Source organism: Streptomyces sp. NPDC034043, from assembly GCF_055575675.1.
Genome location: NZ_JBVISF010000034.1, coordinates 1 through 16163, shown reverse-complemented (window position 1 = coordinate 16163; position 16163 = coordinate 1). Strand labels below are relative to the sequence as shown.

Here is a 16163-nt window from a genome sequence, read left to right as displayed (position 1 = left end):
AGGACGCCGTCTCCGAGGTGAAACGGTCACCCGTCAGCTGCATACCGTCACCCGAGTCACCCGCGAAACGGATGATCACCCGGTCGACACGGCGGGTCTGGGTACGCGTCACCATGTCAGACCGCGTCCCGCTCTTCGCGGCGCAGCTCCGGCTCGTGCTTGTAGCCCAGGATCAGCACGTCCCGGACCGCCGCCTTCCCCGGGTCGACGGGGTGGATCGGGCGGACGGCGTGGAGGATCTGCGCGTCGGCCCAGAACATGGTGTCCATCTGCTCGGTCAGGCAGAACTCGGCCACGAGGTCCTTGTCCAGGCTGTAGACCTGGGACTCGCCGCCGCGGGCGTTGAAGCGGCCCATCAGGTGGATCGCGCCGAAGTCGACCTCGTCGCGGTGCGGGCCCTCCGGGGTGGGCTCCCCCGTCTCGTTGGGGGTGCTGATGATCCGGAACTGGTGGCACTGGACGTCCCAGGGGTCGTCCAGCCAGGACTCCTCGGGCACGGGGAACTTCTCGAAGTCGGTGCGCAGGAGCCGGGTCAGCAGCGGGTTGTCCAGGGTGGTGCGGCTCAGCGGCGCCACGTCGCGGTCGATGCCGCCGGCGTAGTCGTTGGCGTTCATCGACTGGAAGTAGGGGCGGTGCGGGCGCAGCCGGACCTCTCCGGTGCGGGGCACGAAGAAGAAGCGGTCGTAGCGGCGCTCGCGGAAGCGGGAGCCGCCCTTCAGGTACTGGTCCGTCTCCAGGTGCTCCCATTCGGCGGCCAATTCCTTGACGTGCTGCCGCAATTCGGCGTCGATGACGAGCCGGTCGGCCGGCAGCAACGAATATCCGTTGGCCCGCAGTTCTTCCCGTGCTTCGGTCTGCATGATTGGCTCCTCCACGCCGGATCTCACGCACTGCTGCTCCACCGAGGCTCCCACAGGCCTGCTGACGGTGAACTGACGGCCCCGGCGAGTCAGGAGGGCGTCAGCCGACCGTCACGAACGCTGTGCTTCACTCGACCGGTATGACGGATCAATTGGTGGCCTCACCCCGGTCGGAACGCCGGACGGTTCTGGAAGAAATCGTCGTGGCGGAATTCAAGGCGGCGCTGCTCATGCCCGATGACGAAGAGCTGCCCCTGGAGGACAGTTTCTTCGAGCTCGGCATGACGTCCTTGCTGCTCACCATGGTCAAGCAGCGGCTGGAGGAGCGGCTGGGGCGGGGCATCAGCAGTACGGCCCTGTTCAACCAGCCCACCGTCGAGCGGCTGACCGACTATCTGGCCTCGGACGTCCTGGCCGATATCTTCGAAGCGAATTGAGAGGGGCGGCCGCCATGCCCGGGACTCCGGAAGAGTGCGATGTACGGGAAAGGCTCGAAGCCGCGGAGGAAACGGTCCGCAGGCAGGAAAAGGAACTCGGCCGGTTCCTTTCGGAGAGGCACGAGCCGATCGCCGTGGTCGGTATCGGAATGCGTCTGCCCGGCGGAAACAATTCCATTGGCGAGCTGGAGTCCTTTTTGCGGGAGGGCCGTTCCGGAATCGGTCCGCTGCCGCGCGACCGCTGGGTTCCGGAGGTGGCCGACGGTTCGATCACCGCGGTCGCGGGCGGTTTTCTCGACCGTATAGACGAGTTCGACGCGCAGTTCTTCAACATCCCGCCCAAGGACGCTCCTTTCATCGATCCCGCGCAGCGGCTGCTGATGGAGACGGTGTGGCAGGCCCTGGAGGACGCCGGCATCGACCCGGCCGGGCTCCGGCACGGTGACGGCGGTGTCTACGTGGGTGCCTCGCCGCTGGACTTCGCGCTGGAACTGGAGGGCCTCTCGGACGAGCAGCTCGACGGGAGCCTGACGACCGGGCTGGGCGCGTACTCCCTGTCGGGGCGGCTCTCGTACTTCCTGGGCTGGCGCGGTCCGAGCCTGACGACCGACACCGCGTGCGCGGCCTCCCTGACCGCCCTGCACCTGGCGGTGGAGGGGCTGCGGCGCCGGGAGTGCGGGATCGCGCTGTGCGCAGGGGTCAACACCCTGCACAGCCCGCGCTCGTACGTGATCCTCTCGCACGCCCAGATGCTGGCCCCGGACGGGCACTGCAAGACCTTCGACGAGAGCGCGGACGGCTACGCGCGCGCCGAGGGCTGCGGGGCGCTGGTGCTCAAGCGGCTCTCCGACGCGCTGGCGGACGGGGACCGGGTGCTGGCGCTCGTACGCGGAACCGCGATCGGGCAGGACGGCGAGAGCGCGGGCCTGAGCGCGCCCAACGGCACGGCGCAGGAGGCCGTGATGCGGGCGGCGCTGGCGGACGCGCGGCTGGAGCCGGGCGACATCCAGTACGTGGAGGCGCACGGGACGGGGACCCCGCTGGGCGACCCGATCGAGATGGGTTCGGTCAACGGGGTGTTCGGTGCCTCGCGCGACAAGGGGGACCCGCTGGTCATCGGCTCGCTGAAGGCCAACATCGGGCACATGGAGCCGGCGGCCGGGCTGGGCGCGGTCATCAAGGTGATCACGCAGATGCGTGCGGGTGCCTTCTTCCCGCACGTGTGGCGGAACCTGTCCGGGCGGATCCCGTGGGAGACCTACCCGATCGAGGTGGCGGCCGAGGAGCGGGAGTGGAAGGCGCCCGTGCGCCGGGCCACGGTCAACGGCTTCGGGGTCGCCGGGGCCATCGCGGTGGCGGTGCTGGAGGAGCCCCCGGCGGCGGAGGCCGAACGCGCGGTCGTGGAGGAGCCCCCGGCGGCGGGCGCGGCGGCGCCGGCGGCCCCGGAGCGGGAGGAGCGCGGGCACGTGTTCACCCTGTCGGCCAAGTCGCGGCCGGCGCTGCGGCTCCAGGCCGAGCGGTACGCCCGTTTCCTCGCCGGGCATCCGGACACCGGCCTCGCCGACCTGTGCCGCACCCGTGCCACGGGCCGCTCCCACTTCCGCCACCGGGTGGCGGCGGCCGTGGCGTCGACCGGTGAGCTGGCCGCCCACCTGGAGCGGTGGAGCGCGCCGCCGCGCGGGGAGGACAAGCCCGACGCGTTCCGCAAGACGGCCTTCCTGTTCACCGGCTCCGGTTCGCAGTACGTGGGCATGGGGCGGGCCCTGTACGGCCGCCACCCCGTGTTCACCCGGTACGTCGACGAGTGCGACGCGCTCTTCGCCCCGCTGCTGGGGCGTTCCGTGGCGGCGGTGATGTTCGGCGAGGTGCCGGACGCCGAGGAGACCCTGGCCCGTACGTCCTTCACGCACGCGGCGCTGTTCACCCTGGAGTACGCGCTGGCGCGGCTGTGGCTGTCGTGGGGGGTGCGGCCGAGCGTGCTGATCGGGCACAGCGTCGGTGAGATCGTCGCGGCGACGGTGGCCGGGCTGTTCACCCTCGCGGACGGGGTCGCGTTCCTCGCGGCGCGCTCCCGGCTGATCGAGTCGGTGCGCGCGCCGGGGTCGATGGCGGCGGTGTCGGCGCCCGTGGAGGAGGTGCGGCCGCTGCTGGAGAAGTGGCCCGGGCTGGCCGTCGCGGCGGTCAACGCCCCGCAGCAGTGCGTGGTCTCCGGCGCGGCCGGGGCGCTGGCGCGGGCGGTGGAGGAGCTGCGGGCGGCGGGCCGGACGGTGACGGAGCTGCACGTGAACGCGGCGTTCCACTCGCCGCTGATGGCGGAGGTGTCCGAGCCGCTGGCCGAGGTGCTGCGCGGGATCGCCTTCCACGAGCTGCGGCTGCCGGTCGTGTCGAACCTGACGGGGCTGATCGCGGATCCCCGGGAGCTGGCGACGCCCGGGTACTGGGTGCGCCACGTCAACGAGACGGTCGAGTTCGCGGCCGGGGTGCGCACCATCGCGGAGCGCGGCCGGCACGTGTTCCTGGAGGTGGGGCCGTCCTCGGCGCTGACCTCGCTGGCCCGGCGGGGGGTGCCGCAGGAGCAGCACCGCTGGCTGAGCAGTCTGCGTGCGAAGGACACCTCGGGAGCGGCCCTGGACGCCGCGCTGGCGGGCGCGTACGCGGCGGGGCTGAACATCGACTGGGCCGCGGTGCACGCCGGCGGGCCCGGGCGGCGGATCGCGCTGCCGGGGTACGCCTTCGACCGGCGCGGCTACCGGCTCCCGGCCCGTCCCGCCGGGCGCGGGGCGGCCGGCGGCGGGCATCCGCTGCTGGGCCGCGAGACCGGGCGGGGCGGGCCGGGGCGGGAGTTCAGGGCGCGGATCAGCGCCGCGCAGCCCGCGTACCTCGCGGACCACACCATCGGCGGCCAGGCCTTCCTGCCCGCTTCGGCCTACCTGGAGCTGCTGCTGGCGGTGCAGGACGAGGTGCACGGGGACACCGGCCGGGCGGTGGAGGACGTCCGCTTCCACGAGGCGCTGTTCCTGTCGGACCGTCCGGTGCTGCTGCTGACCCGGGTGCGGCCCGCCCCGGACGGGCGCCTGGCGGTGGAGGTCTCCAGCCGGGCGGCCGACGAGCCCGGGGCCGCCGAGCGGATCCACGCCACCGCCTCCGTCGCCGCCGACGCGGACTACGCGGGCAGCGGCCTGGCGGGTCCGGGCCGGACGCTGCTGGCGCTGGCCGGGGCCCTCACCGACGACGAGCCCTCACGGGTGCTGGACGGCGAGGAGGTGAGGGCCGCGTACGCCGGGGCCGGGCTGGAGTACGGGCCGCAGTTCCTGCGGGCCCGCCGGGTGGCGGCGTACGGCCCGGACTTCGCGGTGACGGAGCTGTCGGGCCGGGACCTGTCCCGGGCCGAGCTGCTGCCGCCGCCGCTGCTGGACGGGGCGACGCACGGGCTGGCGGCGCTCGCCGACGACGGGCACCGGTACGTGGCCACGAGCGTGGGCCGGCTGCGCGCCTTCAAGAAGCCGCGCGGGGAGGTGCTGCGCTCCGCGGCCCGGGTCACGCGCGCCGAGGACGCCGGGGCGGCCGGCCCGGCGTTCACCCTGGACGTGCTGCTGCTGGAGGAGGACGGCCGGCCGGTGATGGAGCTGTCCGGGATGGGCTTCAGCCGGCTGCCGGACCGCCCGGTGGAGGCGGCGGCCGCCGAGCGGACGGCGCGGGCGGCCGCCTCGGCCGCGCCGGTGGACGTGGAGGTGCTGGCGGCGGCCGCGCCCGGGGAGCGGCGGTCGGCGCTGGTCGCCCTGGTCCGCGCGACGGTGGCGGCGCTGCTGGCGATCGACGACCCGGAGTACGTCGACACCCGGGCCGGGTTCCTGGAGCTCGGCGTGGACTCGCTGACGGCGATCGTGCTGAAGAACCAGCTCCAGACGCGGCTCGGGATCCCGCTCGTCTCCTCGGTGGTCTTCGACCACCCGTCGGTGGAGGAGCTCGCCGAGCAGCTGTCCGTCCGGCTGGCCGCCGGCCCGGTGCCGGCCGCGCCGGCCGCCTGAACCCCCGCCCCCGCCCCGACCCTTCGAACCACGAACAAGGGAAACCCATGGACAACCGTACGGAGGACCGGACCCTCGCCGCCCGCGCGGCGCTGCACGCCCGGACCCGGCCCGACCAGCCCGCGGTGATCTGCGAGGACCGTGCGCTGACCTTCGCCGAACTGCACAGGGAGAGCAACCGGACCGCGCACGCGCTGCTGGCCGCGGGCCTGGCGCCCGGAGCGCGGGTCGGCTATCTGGGCCGGGAGTCGGAGCACTACTACGACCTGGCGCTGGGCTGCGCGAAGGCGGGCGTGGTGCTGGTGCCGGTGAACTCGCGGCTGACGCTCGGCGAGGTCGAGCACATCCTGCGCGACTCGCAGGCGGAGCTGCTCTTCGTGGAGCGGGAGTTCCGTCCGCTGGTGGACGGGCTGCGGGCGGTGCTGCCGCAGTTGCGGCAGGTCGTCGAGGCGGACTCCGACCGCCATGTGGCGGGCGGCTTCCTCGACTGGAAGGCGGGCGGACCGGACTCCGATCCGCCGGCGGCCGGCGGGGCCGGCTTCGACGACGCGGTCGCGCAGCTGTACACGAGCGGGACGACCGGGCTGCCGAAGGGGGTGGTGCTGGCGCAGCGGACGTTCTTCACCTTCATCGCCGACACCCGGGCGGCCGGGGTGGACTGGATCGACTGGCGGCCCGAGGACCGGGGGCTGAGCTGCTTCCCGGGGCTGCACACCGCCGGCTTCGGCTGGTTCATGCACTCCTTCAACGCCGGTGCCACCACGGTGGTCATGCGGCAGTTCATCGCCGACGAGGCGACCCGGCTCATCGAGCGGCACGCGGTCACCACCCTGTGGGCGGCGCCCGCGATGCTGCGGATGATGCTGGCGGAGCGGGGCACCACCCGCGACACCTTCAAGACGCTGCGCAAGGTGGTCTACAGCGGTTCGCCGATCGACCGCGAGCTGCTGCTGACCTGCATCGACGTACTCGACTGCGAGCTGGCGCAGGGCTACTCCTCGGCGGAGGCGGGCAGTTTCCTGACCGTTCTGCCGCCGGGGGACCACACCGCGGACAGCCGGGTGCTCGGCTCGGCGGGCCGGGCCGTGCCCGGTGTCGGGCTGCGGATCCTGGACCGGGAGGGCCGCGAGCTGCCGGCCGGTGAGGTCGGGCGGGTGGTGGTCCGCAGCCCCGCGCGTTTCCTGGGGTACTGGCGGCTGCCGGAGGTGACCGCCCGGGCGCTGTCGGGCGAGGGCGGCGAGTGGCTGTCGATGGGCGACATGGGCCGTCTCGACGCCGACGGCTACCTGTTCCTCGCCGACCGGGTCAACGACACCGTCATCGTGGCCGGCCAGAACATCTATCCCACGGAGGTCGAGAACGCGCTGCGGGCCCACCCGGCGGTGGCGGAGGTCTGCGTGTACGGAGTCCCGCACCCCGATTGGGGTGAGGCCGTACGGGCCGCGGTGGTGCTGCGCGAGGGTGCCGCGGCGACGCCCCGGGAGTTCCTGCGGTTCCTGAACGGCCGGATCGCCGGGTTCAAGATCCCCACGGGGTACGACATCGTCGGGGCGCTGCCGCGCAATCCCACCGGGAAGGTGCTGCGGCGGGTGCTGCGGGAGCGGTTCACCGAGGCCGGGTCCGCCTCCCCCGCGCCCGTGCCCGCGGGTTAGACCGCCGTGGACGCCGTACGGGGTCCCCTGCCGCCGGGACCGCTGCCGCAGGTGCAGGGCGCGTCGCGGTGGCTGCATCCGGCCGACGCTGAACCGGACGCGGAGCTGCGGCTGTTCCTGCTGCACCACAGCGGGGGCGGCGCGTCGATGTACCGCGCGTGGCCGGGGTGGCTGCCCGGGTCGGTGGCCTGCCGGGCGGTGCAGCTGCCCGGGCGTCAGGAGCGGCGGCGCGAGGCTCCGTACACGCGGCTCGGTCCGCTGGCGGAGGCCCTGGCCCGGGTGGTGTCGGACGAGATGGACGAGCGCCCGTACGCGGTGTTCGGGCACTCGATGGGCGCGCTGCTGGGCTACCGGCTGACGGTGGAGACCGAGCGGCGGGGCCTGCCCGCGCCGGTGCTCCTGGCCGTGTCGGGGTGGGCCCCGCGGGGGTTCTCGGCGCCGGCGGAGCTGACCTCGGACCCGCTGGAGGCGCTGCGGCTGCTGGGCGGTCTGCCGGAGGCGGTCGCCGGGGATCCGGAGCTGCTGGCGGGGGCGGTCCGCGCGATGGGCGCGGACGGCGCGGTGTGCGCCGACTTCTCGGACGACGGGGCGGCCGTGGGCTGTCCCGTCGTCGCCTACTCCGGGCGTGAGGATCCCCTCCTCGCGCCCGGCGCCATGCGGTCGTGGGCCGGGCGGACCCCGGAGTTCCTGGGGTGCCGGACCTTCCCCGGGGACCACTTCTACCTGAGCGCCCACGCCCGCGCCATCACGGCCGACCTGGCCCAGCTGCTGCCGCGGTACGCCGCGGGGCGCTGAGCGGGCGGCGTTCCAGAGGAACCCGGAGGTACCCCTTCATGCTGCCCCGACCCAACGAACTCCTCGCGCGTTACGTCGCGTTGTGGAACGAGAAGGACGAGAGGCGCAGGCGCGACATGGTGTACGGCCTGTACGCGCCGGACTGCGTCTACGTCTTCTACCGCAAGGATCCGATCCGGGGGCACGCGGCGCTCCTGGACCAGCTGGCCTACACGCACGAGGTGTACGGCCCGATGGGCTACGAGTTCCGGTCCTCGCACAACGCGACCGGCCACCACGACGTCGTCCGGTTCAACTGGGTGATGGTCTCGGCGGCCTCGGGCGAGATGGAGATGTCCGGCCAGGACATCGTCGTGCTCGCCGAGGACGGTCGAATTCAAGCCGACTACCAGTTCCACGACAGGATGCCGCAGTCGTTCACCTACAACGACGGTTACGAGGAGCACGGCGTGGCGGTACGGCACGCCCGGCCGACCCGTACCGGCGCCGGCGGCCCCTGAGGTGGGGCGTCCGCGGACGCGCTCCGGCCCCGCGGCATTCCGGTGCCGCGGGGCCGGGCGCGGGGCGGGCGGGCCGTCAGAGGGTGGCGCCCGCCAGGGCGTTGGGCACGTGCTGGCGCAGGACCAGCTCGGTGGCGGCCAGGGCCATGCGGGCGGGGCCGTCCTCGCCGAGGACCTCGCCGTTGGCCAGCGTGCCGCCGACGATGAGCATCAGGGTGTCGGCGAGGGCGTCGGGGTCCTCCGCGCCGGCCTGTGCGCCGCGGTCGCGGAACCAGTTGCGCAGGCCCTTGAGGTGCAGCTTCGCCTCCTGGCGGCCCGGGTGGGAGGGCTCGCGGAACTCGCTGGAGGTGTTGTAGTAGATGCAGCCGTGGAAGTCGGGCTCCCGGACGCTGGCGTGGAAGAACTCCATCAGCGCGAGGATCTGCCGGGCCGGGTCACCGGGGTAGGGCGCGGTGACCTCTTCGGCCTGCTCCCACCACTGCGCGTCGCTCTCGCGCAGCCAGGCCGCGATCAGTTCGTCCTTGCTGGCGAACTCGCGGTAGAGGAGGCTCTTGCCCACTCCGGTCGCGTCGATCACCTGCTGCATGCCGACGGCCCGGACCCCCTGCTCACCGAAGAGTTTGGCCGAGGCTTCCAGGATCCGCCGCCTCGTGCCTGGTGCCGGTGTGCGCGCCATGTCTCAACTCCTTCGCCTCTCCCCCGCGGTTCCCAGCATACGTTTGACACAGGGGTTTGTGAGCGCTAGAAATGGACCGATCAGTCCAGGACTGATCGGTCCGTCATTCTTTCGTAGAGCTCACTGCTTCCGACGACACTCCGATCGGAGTCTGATCATGACCGAGGCATCCCCGACCTCTCCTCCCCTCGCACGGGTGGTACCGCCCGCCCCCGCGGTCAAGAGCCTTCCCCTGCTGCTCCTGGTCGTGTGCGCGGTGCAGTTCCTCGACGCGATGGACATCGCGAGCATGGGACCGGCCCTCCCCCTGGTCCAGGCGGACCTGGGGATGTCGACCTCCGCACTCCAGTGGGTCGTCTCGGCGTACGCGCTGGGCTTCGGCGGCTTCCTGCTGCTGGGCGGCCGGCTGGCCGACCTCTACAACCGCAAGAAGCTGCTGATCGGCTGGCTGGTGGTCTTCGTCGTCGCCAGTGTGCTCGGCGGCATCGCCGACGACGGCGTGCTCCTGGTCGTCGCCCGGCTGCTCAAGGGCGTCAGCGCCGGCATCACCGCACCGGCCGCCATGGCGATCCTGCTCGACGCCTTCCGTGACGAGCAGTCACGCAACCGCGCCCTCGGCACCTTCCTGGCCGTGGCCTCGGCCGGTTACTCCCTCGGCCTGATCCTCGGCGGCCTGATGGCGGGCGTCTCCTGGCGGCTCGTCCTGTTCGCCCCGGCCGTGGCCGGCCTCCTGGTCGCCCTGCTCGCCGCCTCGGTGGTCCCCTCGCAGCAGGAGAAGGGCAAGACCGGCAGCCTCGACATCCTCGGCGCGGTCACGGTGACGGCGGGCGCGGTGGCGCTCGTCTACGGACTCAGCCGGGCCGCCAGCGACGGCTGGGGCGACGCGCAGACCATCGGCTCGCTGATCGCCGCCGCCGTCCTCTTCCCGCTGTTCGTCCTCGTCGAGAGCCGGCACCCGGCCCCGCTGGTGCCCCTGTCGGTCTTCCGCAAGGGCCAGCTGACCCGGTCCCTGATCGCCATGCTCTTCTTCGGCGCCTACGTCTCCTTCCAGTTCGTACTGACCCTCTACTACCAGGAGCAGCTGGGCTGGACCCCGCTCGAGGCCGGCCTCGCCTTCCTGCTCGGCGGCGTGCTGACCGCGGGCACCGCCCGCTACGGCGCCGCGCTGGTCACCAAGTACGGTGCCTGGCCCGTCGCGACCGGCGGCCTGGTCCTGCTGAGCATCGGCTACCTCGGCTGGGTCCTGCTGATGGGCCAGGTCGACCCGCTGGTCACGCTGTTCGCGCAGCAGCTCCTCGGCGGCCTCGGCTTCGCCGCCGTCTACCCGGCGCTGAACATCGCCGCCGTCGGCACGGCCGCGCCGGACGAGCAGGGCCTGGTCTCGGGCCTGTTCAACGCCGGCGCGCAGATCGGCAACGGCGTGGTCATCGCGATCACCGCCACCGTCTTCTCGCTCAGCGCCGGCGGGATCGCGCCCTACCGGGCGGGCCTGTGGACCGTCACCGCCATCACCCTCGGCGTGACCCTCGTGGCCCTGGCGGGCGCCGCCCGCTACCGCCAGAAGGCCAACGCCTGACCGGAGGGGGGAGCCGCCACGGCGGCTCCCCCCTCCCCCCCGATCGGCCGTGCAGCACGTCCGGCGCACCCATTGGATCCCCCGCATCCGGTGCCGGACGTGTTGCACGGCCTTGTCGTGTTTGCCCCCCGGCGCGGCATTCCCACGGATGCGCGGGCTTCATTGACATGCTCCCACCTGAGCAAGTACGGTCGGGACCGATCGGTCCACTAGGAATTCAGAGCGTCACGAGCACGCCGTCGGCATTCCTTCAGGACCGAATCGCACGACCGGCACACGCACGCACACGACACCGTTCTCTTTCCATCTCGCGGGGAGATGTTTGTGTTGCTGTTCTCAGTCCTAGGCTCCATAGAGATAATGAAACAGAGAGTCGCCGTCAGGCTCGGCGGCGCCATGCAGCAGACGCTCCTGGCGACGCTGCTCGCGGCCGGCGGATCCCTCGTCACGGTCGACTCCCTCATCCTCGAACTGTGGGGGACCACACCCCCCAACAAGGTCGAGAACGCCCTCCAGGCGCAGGTCAGCAGGGTTCGCAGGACCCTGGCCGCGGTGGAGCCCGAACGGGAGGGCTCGCGGGTGGTGACGAGCACCTCCGGCTACCAGTTCCTCTTCGACCGGTGGGAACTCGACGCCTACCTGTTCCTCGACACGGTGGACGCGATCCACGCGCGCTCCGGAACGGACACCCTATCCGGCCACCGCCAGAACATCGCCGATCTTCGTGAGGGATTATCCCGGTGGCGCGGCCCGGTATTCGGCGGACTGGCCGGCGGACCGATCTGCCGCACCGCCTCCACCCGATATCTGGAGGCCCGTAATTCCGCACTCATTCTGCTTTACGATCTAGAACTCCGAACCGGCGGCCACGAACGGATTCTCCCGGAGCTCACCGAGCTGTACTCGCGCAACCCGAACCACGAGCAGTTCTGCATGCTGCTCATGCGCGCCCTGTACCGCTGCGGGCGGCAGCTCGACGCGCTGACCGTCTACCGCCAGTGCCGGCACAACATGATCGAGTCGCAGGGCATCGAGCCCTCCCCCGTCCTCAGCCAGTACGAGCGGGCGATCCTCACCCACGACCCGATGCTGCTCCAGGACGAGCCCTACTGGCCCGTGCCGGCCCTCGTCGGGGGCTAGGCCGTGCCGTCCGGAGGGGGCGGGGGCCCGGAGACGGGCGACTTCCTGCTGCTGGTCGCACACGGCAGCCGCGACCCGCGGCACGCGCGGACGGTGCGCGCGCTCACCCGGCGGATCCGGTCGACGAGGCCCGGACCGCCCGTCGGCACGGCCTTCCTGGACTTCGACCCGCCCTCCGTACCGGGCGCGCTGGAGCACCTGGCCCGCCACGGCGCCCGGAGGGTCGTGGTGCAGCCGCTGCTGCTCACCCACGCCTTCCACGCGGCGGTCGACCTGCCCGGCCTCCTGCGCCAGGCCCCGCCGTCACTGGCCGTGCGCCAGGCACCGGTACTGGGCCCCGACCCGCTGCTGACCGCCGCGCTGGAGCGCCGGCTGTACGAGGCCGGCGTCGGCCCGGGGGCCCGTGCGGCCACCGCCGTGGTCCTCGCGGCCGCCGGCACCACCGACCCGGAGGCGGCCGCCGCGTTCGCCGGGGCCGCCCGGCGGTGGCAGCGCACCGGATGGCGGGCCGTACGGCCCGCGTCCGCCTCCGGCGGCGCCTTCCCCCGCACCGGGGACGCCGTACGGGCGCTGCGCGCCGAGGGCGCGCGGCGGATCGCGGTGGCCCCGTACGTCCTGGCACCGGGCCGGCTCCCGGACCGCATCGCGGCGGGCGCCGCCGAGGCCGGGGCGGACCACCTGGGCGCCGTGCTCGGCGCCGCTCCCGAACTGGCGCGGCTCGTACTGCTCCGGTACGACGCCGCCCGCGCGCGGGCCCTCGCCCCGGCGGGCTGACCCGGGCCCGGCCGCTCCGGGGCGGGGCGTCATCCGCGCAGGCCTCGGCGGCGCAGCATCCGGCGCTCCGCCGGGGCGAAGACGAGCAGTTCGACGGCGATGCCGACCAGCAGGATCAGAATGATGGCCAGGAAGATCCGGGCCATGTCGGAGGTCTCGCGTCCCGCTTCCAGCAACTGGCCGAGGCCCAGGCCGAGGTCGGGGGAGCTGGCGATGATCTCGGCGGCCATCAGGGAGCGCCAGGAGAAGGCCCAGCCCTGCTTGAGGCCGGCCAGGTAGCCCGGCAGGGCGGCCGGCATGACCACGTACCGGGCGCCGCGCAGGCCGGTGGCGCCGAGCGAGCGGCCGGCCCGCAGGAACAGCGGCGGGACCTGGTCGATGCCGGAGACCAGGCCGTTGGCGATGGAAGGGGTGGCCCCGAGCAGGATCACGGCGTACATCATCGAGTCGTCCAGGCCCAGCCAGAGCACCGCCGGCGGCACCCAGGCCACCGACGGCAGGGACTGCAGGCCGGACAGGACCGGACCGACGGCGGCGCGGACGGACTTCACCCGGGCCACGACCAGACCGAGGGGGGTGCCGATGGCCAGGGCGAGCAGGAAACCGGACAGGCCGCGCCAGACGCTGGTCCACACGACGTCGAAGAGGGTGCCCCGGAACCACAGGTCGGCCAGGCTGTCCCAGACCGCGGACGGCGGCGGCAGCATGTAGTCGTCGGTGATCCGGGCCGCGGCGAGGACCTGCCACGCCGTCAGCACCAGGACCACGGCCGTGAGCGGGGGCAGGGCCTTGGCCAGGAGCACCCGGCGCAGCGGGGTGCGGGATCCCTGGCGGGTTTCGAGCGCGTCCAGCCCGGCCAGCTCGTTGGCGGCGGTCCGGGGCCTGAGGTCAGTGCCGGCCATGGCGGCGGATCTCCCCTCGCAGGTGTTCGGTGATCTCCAGGGACAGGTCGGCGACGGCCGCGTCCTCGATGCGGCGCGGCTGGTCCAGTCCCACGGCCCATTCGCGGGCGACGCGGCCGGGGCGGGAGGAGAGGAGGACGACGCGCTGGGCGAGACGGACGGCCTCGCGGACGTTGTGGGTGACGAAGAGGACCGACAGGCCGCCCGCGGCGGAGCCGTTCGCGTTCGCGTCTTCCCAGATGCGGGTGAGTTCGCCGTGCAGGACGTCGCGGGTGATGGCGTCGAGGGCCGCGAAGGGCTCGTCCATCAGCAGCAGCCGGCTGTCCTGGGCGAGGGCGCGGGCCAGGGCGACGCGCTGGCGCATGCCGCCGGAGAGCTCGTGGACGCGCTTGCCGTACGCGCCGCCGAGGCGGACCAGCTCCAGCAGCCGCTCGGCCTCGGGTCTGCGGTCGGCCTTGGCCACCCCGCGCAGCCGCAGGGCCAGTTCGATGTTCCTGCCGGCGGTGAGCCACGGGAAGAGGGCGTGGTCCTGGAACATCAGGGCGGCCCGGCCCTCGGTGGCGATGGTCCCGGTGGTCGGGGAATCGAGGCCGGCGACCAGGTTGAGCAGGGTGGACTTGCCGCAGCCGGAGGCGCCGAGGAGGGTGACGAACTCGCCGGGAGCCACGTCCAGGCTGATGTCGTCCAGCACCACCTGGGGGCCGGCGGGGCCGGGGAAGGACTTCGACACGTGCTCGATGCGGACGGCCCGCCGGGCCGTGGTGGTGCCGTGCTCCGCGTTGATGAGGGCGGTCGCCATCGCGGGTCACCTCCCTTGGTCGTCGGTGCCCAGACCCGCGTGGTCGACGGTGGGCTTGCGCAGGGAACCGAGGACCCCGTTCAGCGGCCCGAGGTCGTAGATGCCGTTCAGGTCGGGCTCCTCCAGCAGGCCCGCCGCGACCGCGTGGTCGGACTGGGCCTTCAGGGTGGTGGCGAGCGGGTCGTCGGTGAGGTGGATCCCCGGCCAGGCCGCGTCGACGACCCCCGGCTCCAGCTCCTTGCCGGTGAGGGTCTTCAGGGCGGCGTTGGCGGAGGCCTTGGCCTCGTCCCGGTGGGAGTTGATCCACTCGTTGGTCTTCACCGTGCCGCGCAGTACGGCCTCGACCACGTCCCGGTGCTCCCTGAGGAACTTCTGCGACACGACGACGTTCGTGATCACGAACTGCCCGCCGGGCCACAGGTCCCGCTCGTCGAGCAGGACGGCGGCGCCCTCGGCGACGAGCTTGGACGCGGTGGGCTCCGGCACCCAGGCGCCGTCGACGGCGCCGGAGCGGTAGGCGTCCGGGGTGATGGTGTTGTCGGTGCGCAGGACGGAGACGTCGCCCTTGCCGCTGGCCGCGTCGACCTTCCAGCCGCGTGCGGCGATCCAGTTGAGGAAGGCCACGTCCTGGGTGTTGCCGAGCTGCGGGGTGGCGATCCTCTTGCCCTTGAGGTCGTCCAGGGACTTGATCTTCGCCGGGTTCACCACGAGCCTGACCCCGCCGGAGGCCGCCCCGGACACGATCCGCAGGTTCCGGCCCTTGGAGCGCGCGTAGCCGTTGACGGCGGGCGAGGGGCCGATGAAGCCGATGTCGACGGAGCCGGCGTTCAGGGCCTCGATCTCGGCGGGGCCGGCCTTGAAGGTGGTGGTCTTCAGGGCGGTCCCGCCCAGTTCCCGCTGGATCAGGCCCTCCCGTACGCCGACCAGGGCGGTGGCGTGGGTGAGGTTGGGGAAGTAGCCCAGGGTCACGGAGCCGGCGGAGAGCTTCCGGCCCGTCGCCGCGGCCGGCGCGGCGTCCGGTACCTGGACGGCCCGGGATCCGTATCCGCAGGCGGAGAGGGCGGCGGCGAGCAGCAGTGCGAGGGCGGCGGCGGGGCCGGGGCGGCGCGGTGGGGGCATCGTCAGAGGGTCCGTTCGTGCTCGGTGAAGGCCTCGCCCGCCATGCCCGCGGTCAGGGTGGTTCCGTCGGCCGGGTCGATGAGGAGGAAGGAGCCGGTGCGGCGCGAGTCGGCGTACGCGTCGAGGGCGAGCGGCTCGCCGGTGCGGACGACGACCCGGCCGATGTCGTTGGCGGCCAGCCGGCCGGGGTCGGGGTGCTGGGACAGGTCGTCGAGGGTCAGCCGGGAGGGGATCTCCCTGACGATCGCCTTGACCGTGCGGGTGGTGTGCTTGAGCAGGACGCGCTGGCCGACCGTGAGGGGCCGGTCGGCGACGTGGCACACGGTGGCGACGACGTCCTGGGTGGCGGGCGGGGCGGTCCCGGCGGGGGCGATGAGGTCGCCCCGGGAGACGTCGACGTCGTCCGCCAGGCGGAGGGTGACGGACTGCGGGGCGCGGGCGCTCGGGACGGGGGTGCCGAGGGCGTCGATGCCTTCGATGACCGAGGTGCGGCCGGAGGGCAGTACCGTGACGGCCTCGCCGACGCGCAGGACGCCGGAGGCGATCTGGCCCGCGTAGCCGCGGTAGTCGGGGTGCTCGGCGGTCTGCGGGCGGATCACGTACTGGACGGGGAAGCGGGCGGGGCCGGCGGTCGGTCCGTCGCCTACGGGCACGGTCTCCAGGTGCTCCAGGACGGTGGGGCCGCCGTACCAGTCCATGTTCGCCGAGGGTTCCACCACGTTGTCGCCGGCCAGGGCCGAGATCGGGATCGCCGTGATGTCCGTCAGGCCGAGGTCGGCGGCGTAGGCGGTGAACTCGGCGGTGATGGCGGCGAAGACCGTCTCCTGGTAGTCGACGAGGTCCATCTTGTTGACGGCGAGGACGACGTGGGGGACGCGCAGGAGGGCGGCGACGGCGGCGTGGCG

The 16163-nt window shown here is 73.1% G+C and carries 14 protein-coding genes; 8 read left to right on the top strand and 6 right to left on the bottom strand.

What is annotated here, in order from left to right:
* Window positions 1-116 precede the first annotated feature (116 nt).
* Entirely contained in the window at window positions 117-860 is a 744-nt protein-coding gene (locus ACZ51S_RS34325; RefSeq protein ID WP_468804679.1) for a 2OG-Fe dioxygenase family protein, read from the bottom strand.
* Window positions 861-1000: 140 nt separating this feature from the next.
* Here ACZ51S_RS34325 and ACZ51S_RS34320 point away from each other — a divergent pair, with 140 nt between their 5' ends.
* Genes ACZ51S_RS34320 through ACZ51S_RS34300 form a run of 5 tightly spaced genes read left to right on the top strand, consistent with a single transcriptional unit; the run spans window position 1001 to window position 8272 of the window.
* Window positions 1001-1297 (top strand): acyl carrier protein, encoded by a 297-nt coding sequence (locus tag ACZ51S_RS34320; protein ID WP_468479953.1) that lies wholly within the window; start codon window positions 1001-1003, stop codon window positions 1295-1297.
* 14 nt (window positions 1298-1311) lie between these two features.
* Window positions 1312-5325: a type I polyketide synthase gene (locus tag ACZ51S_RS34315; protein ID WP_468963147.1), complete on the top strand. Its 4014-nt coding sequence runs from the start codon at window positions 1312-1314 to the stop codon at window positions 5323-5325.
* A gap of 47 nt (window positions 5326-5372) precedes the next feature.
* A complete protein-coding gene (locus tag ACZ51S_RS34310) occupies window positions 5373-6977 on the top strand; it encodes a long-chain-fatty-acid--CoA ligase (RefSeq protein WP_468889576.1) in 1605 nt (534 codons plus the stop codon).
* Between the two features lie 6 nt (window positions 6978-6983).
* Complete coding sequence (locus tag ACZ51S_RS34305) at window positions 6984-7772, top strand: thioesterase II family protein (RefSeq protein WP_468804683.1); 789 nt, start codon at window positions 6984-6986, stop codon at window positions 7770-7772.
* A 38-nt stretch (window positions 7773-7810) separates the two neighbouring features.
* The gene (locus ACZ51S_RS34300) at window positions 7811-8272 is read left to right on the top strand and encodes a nuclear transport factor 2 family protein (protein WP_388946341.1); all 462 of its coding nucleotides are present in this window, start codon (window positions 7811-7813) and stop codon (window positions 8270-8272) included.
* A 76-nt stretch (window positions 8273-8348) separates the two neighbouring features.
* Here the strand turns inward: ACZ51S_RS34300 and ACZ51S_RS34295 are convergent, their stop codons facing one another.
* Entirely contained in the window at window positions 8349-8948 is a 600-nt protein-coding gene (locus ACZ51S_RS34295) for a TetR/AcrR family transcriptional regulator (protein WP_388946343.1), read from the bottom strand.
* A 157-nt stretch (window positions 8949-9105) separates the two neighbouring features.
* Between ACZ51S_RS34295 and ACZ51S_RS34290 the strand changes: the two genes are divergently transcribed.
* The 3 genes from ACZ51S_RS34290 (at window position 9106) to ACZ51S_RS34280 (ending at window position 12438) form a co-directional block, all read left to right on the top strand.
* On the top strand, window positions 9106-10524 hold the full coding sequence (locus tag ACZ51S_RS34290; protein ID WP_468889580.1) for an MFS transporter: 1419 nt from the start codon (window positions 9106-9108) through the stop codon (window positions 10522-10524).
* A gap of 360 nt (window positions 10525-10884) precedes the next feature.
* Window positions 10885-11664, top strand: coding sequence for an AfsR/SARP family transcriptional regulator (locus ACZ51S_RS34285; RefSeq protein ID WP_468479958.1), 780 nt, complete (start codon window positions 10885-10887; stop codon window positions 11662-11664).
* 3 nt (window positions 11665-11667) lie between these two features.
* Window positions 11668-12438, top strand: a complete 771-nt coding sequence (locus ACZ51S_RS34280; RefSeq protein ID WP_468479959.1) for a sirohydrochlorin chelatase — start codon at window positions 11668-11670, stop codon at window positions 12436-12438.
* A gap of 29 nt (window positions 12439-12467) precedes the next feature.
* Here ACZ51S_RS34280 and ACZ51S_RS34275 read toward each other — a convergent pair whose 3' ends face one another.
* The 4 genes from ACZ51S_RS34275 to ACZ51S_RS34260 all read right to left on the bottom strand — a co-directional run.
* The gene (locus ACZ51S_RS34275) at window positions 12468-13340 is read right to left on the bottom strand and encodes an ABC transporter permease (protein ID WP_468479960.1); all 873 of its coding nucleotides are present in this window, start codon (window positions 13338-13340) and stop codon (window positions 12468-12470) included.
* Entirely contained in the window at window positions 13327-14139 is an 813-nt protein-coding gene (locus ACZ51S_RS34270) for an ABC transporter ATP-binding protein (protein WP_468479961.1), read from the bottom strand. The genes ACZ51S_RS34275 and ACZ51S_RS34270 overlap by 14 nt, the downstream gene beginning before the upstream one ends.
* Before the next feature lie 6 nt (window positions 14140-14145).
* Window positions 14146-15258 carry an aliphatic sulfonate ABC transporter substrate-binding protein gene (locus ACZ51S_RS34265; RefSeq protein ID WP_468804690.1) on the bottom strand — a complete coding sequence of 371 codons (1113 nt, stop codon included), beginning with the start codon at window positions 15256-15258 and terminating at the stop codon, window positions 14146-14148.
* Window positions 15259-15260: 2 nt separating this feature from the next.
* Window positions 15261-16163 (bottom strand): elongation factor 1-alpha C-terminal domain-related protein (locus ACZ51S_RS34260; protein ID WP_468479963.1); only part of this gene is annotated, 903 nt, incomplete at its 5' end.

What these genes read in the sequence shown, in the direction of transcription:
- ACZ51S_RS34310 (WP_468889576.1), top strand. Translation starts at nt 5,373, where the DNA reads ATGGACAACCGTACGGAGGACCGGACCCTCGCCGCCCGCGCGGCGCTG.
- ACZ51S_RS34295 (WP_388946343.1), bottom strand. Translation starts at nt 8,948, where the DNA reads ATGGCGCGCACACCGGCACCAGGCACGAGGCGGCGGATCCTGGAAGCC.
- ACZ51S_RS34300 (WP_388946341.1), top strand. Translation starts at nt 7,811, where the DNA reads ATGCTGCCCCGACCCAACGAACTCCTCGCGCGTTACGTCGCGTTGTGG.
- ACZ51S_RS34275 (WP_468479960.1), bottom strand. Translation starts at nt 13,340, where the DNA reads ATGGCCGGCACTGACCTCAGGCCCCGGACCGCCGCCAACGAGCTGGCC.
- ACZ51S_RS34315 (WP_468963147.1), top strand. Translation starts at nt 1,312, where the DNA reads ATGCCCGGGACTCCGGAAGAGTGCGATGTACGGGAAAGGCTCGAAGCC.
- ACZ51S_RS34285 (WP_468479958.1), top strand. Translation starts at nt 10,885, where the DNA reads ATGAAACAGAGAGTCGCCGTCAGGCTCGGCGGCGCCATGCAGCAGACG.
- ACZ51S_RS34270 (WP_468479961.1), bottom strand. Translation starts at nt 14,139, where the DNA reads ATGGCGACCGCCCTCATCAACGCGGAGCACGGCACCACCACGGCCCGG.
- ACZ51S_RS34325 (WP_468804679.1), bottom strand. Translation starts at nt 860, where the DNA reads ATGCAGACCGAAGCACGGGAAGAACTGCGGGCCAACGGATATTCGTTG.
- ACZ51S_RS34320 (WP_468479953.1), top strand. Translation starts at nt 1,001, where the DNA reads ATGACGGATCAATTGGTGGCCTCACCCCGGTCGGAACGCCGGACGGTT.
- ACZ51S_RS34265 (WP_468804690.1), bottom strand. Translation starts at nt 15,258, where the DNA reads ATGCCCCCACCGCGCCGCCCCGGCCCCGCCGCCGCCCTCGCACTGCTG.
- ACZ51S_RS34290 (WP_468889580.1), top strand. Translation starts at nt 9,106, where the DNA reads ATGACCGAGGCATCCCCGACCTCTCCTCCCCTCGCACGGGTGGTACCG.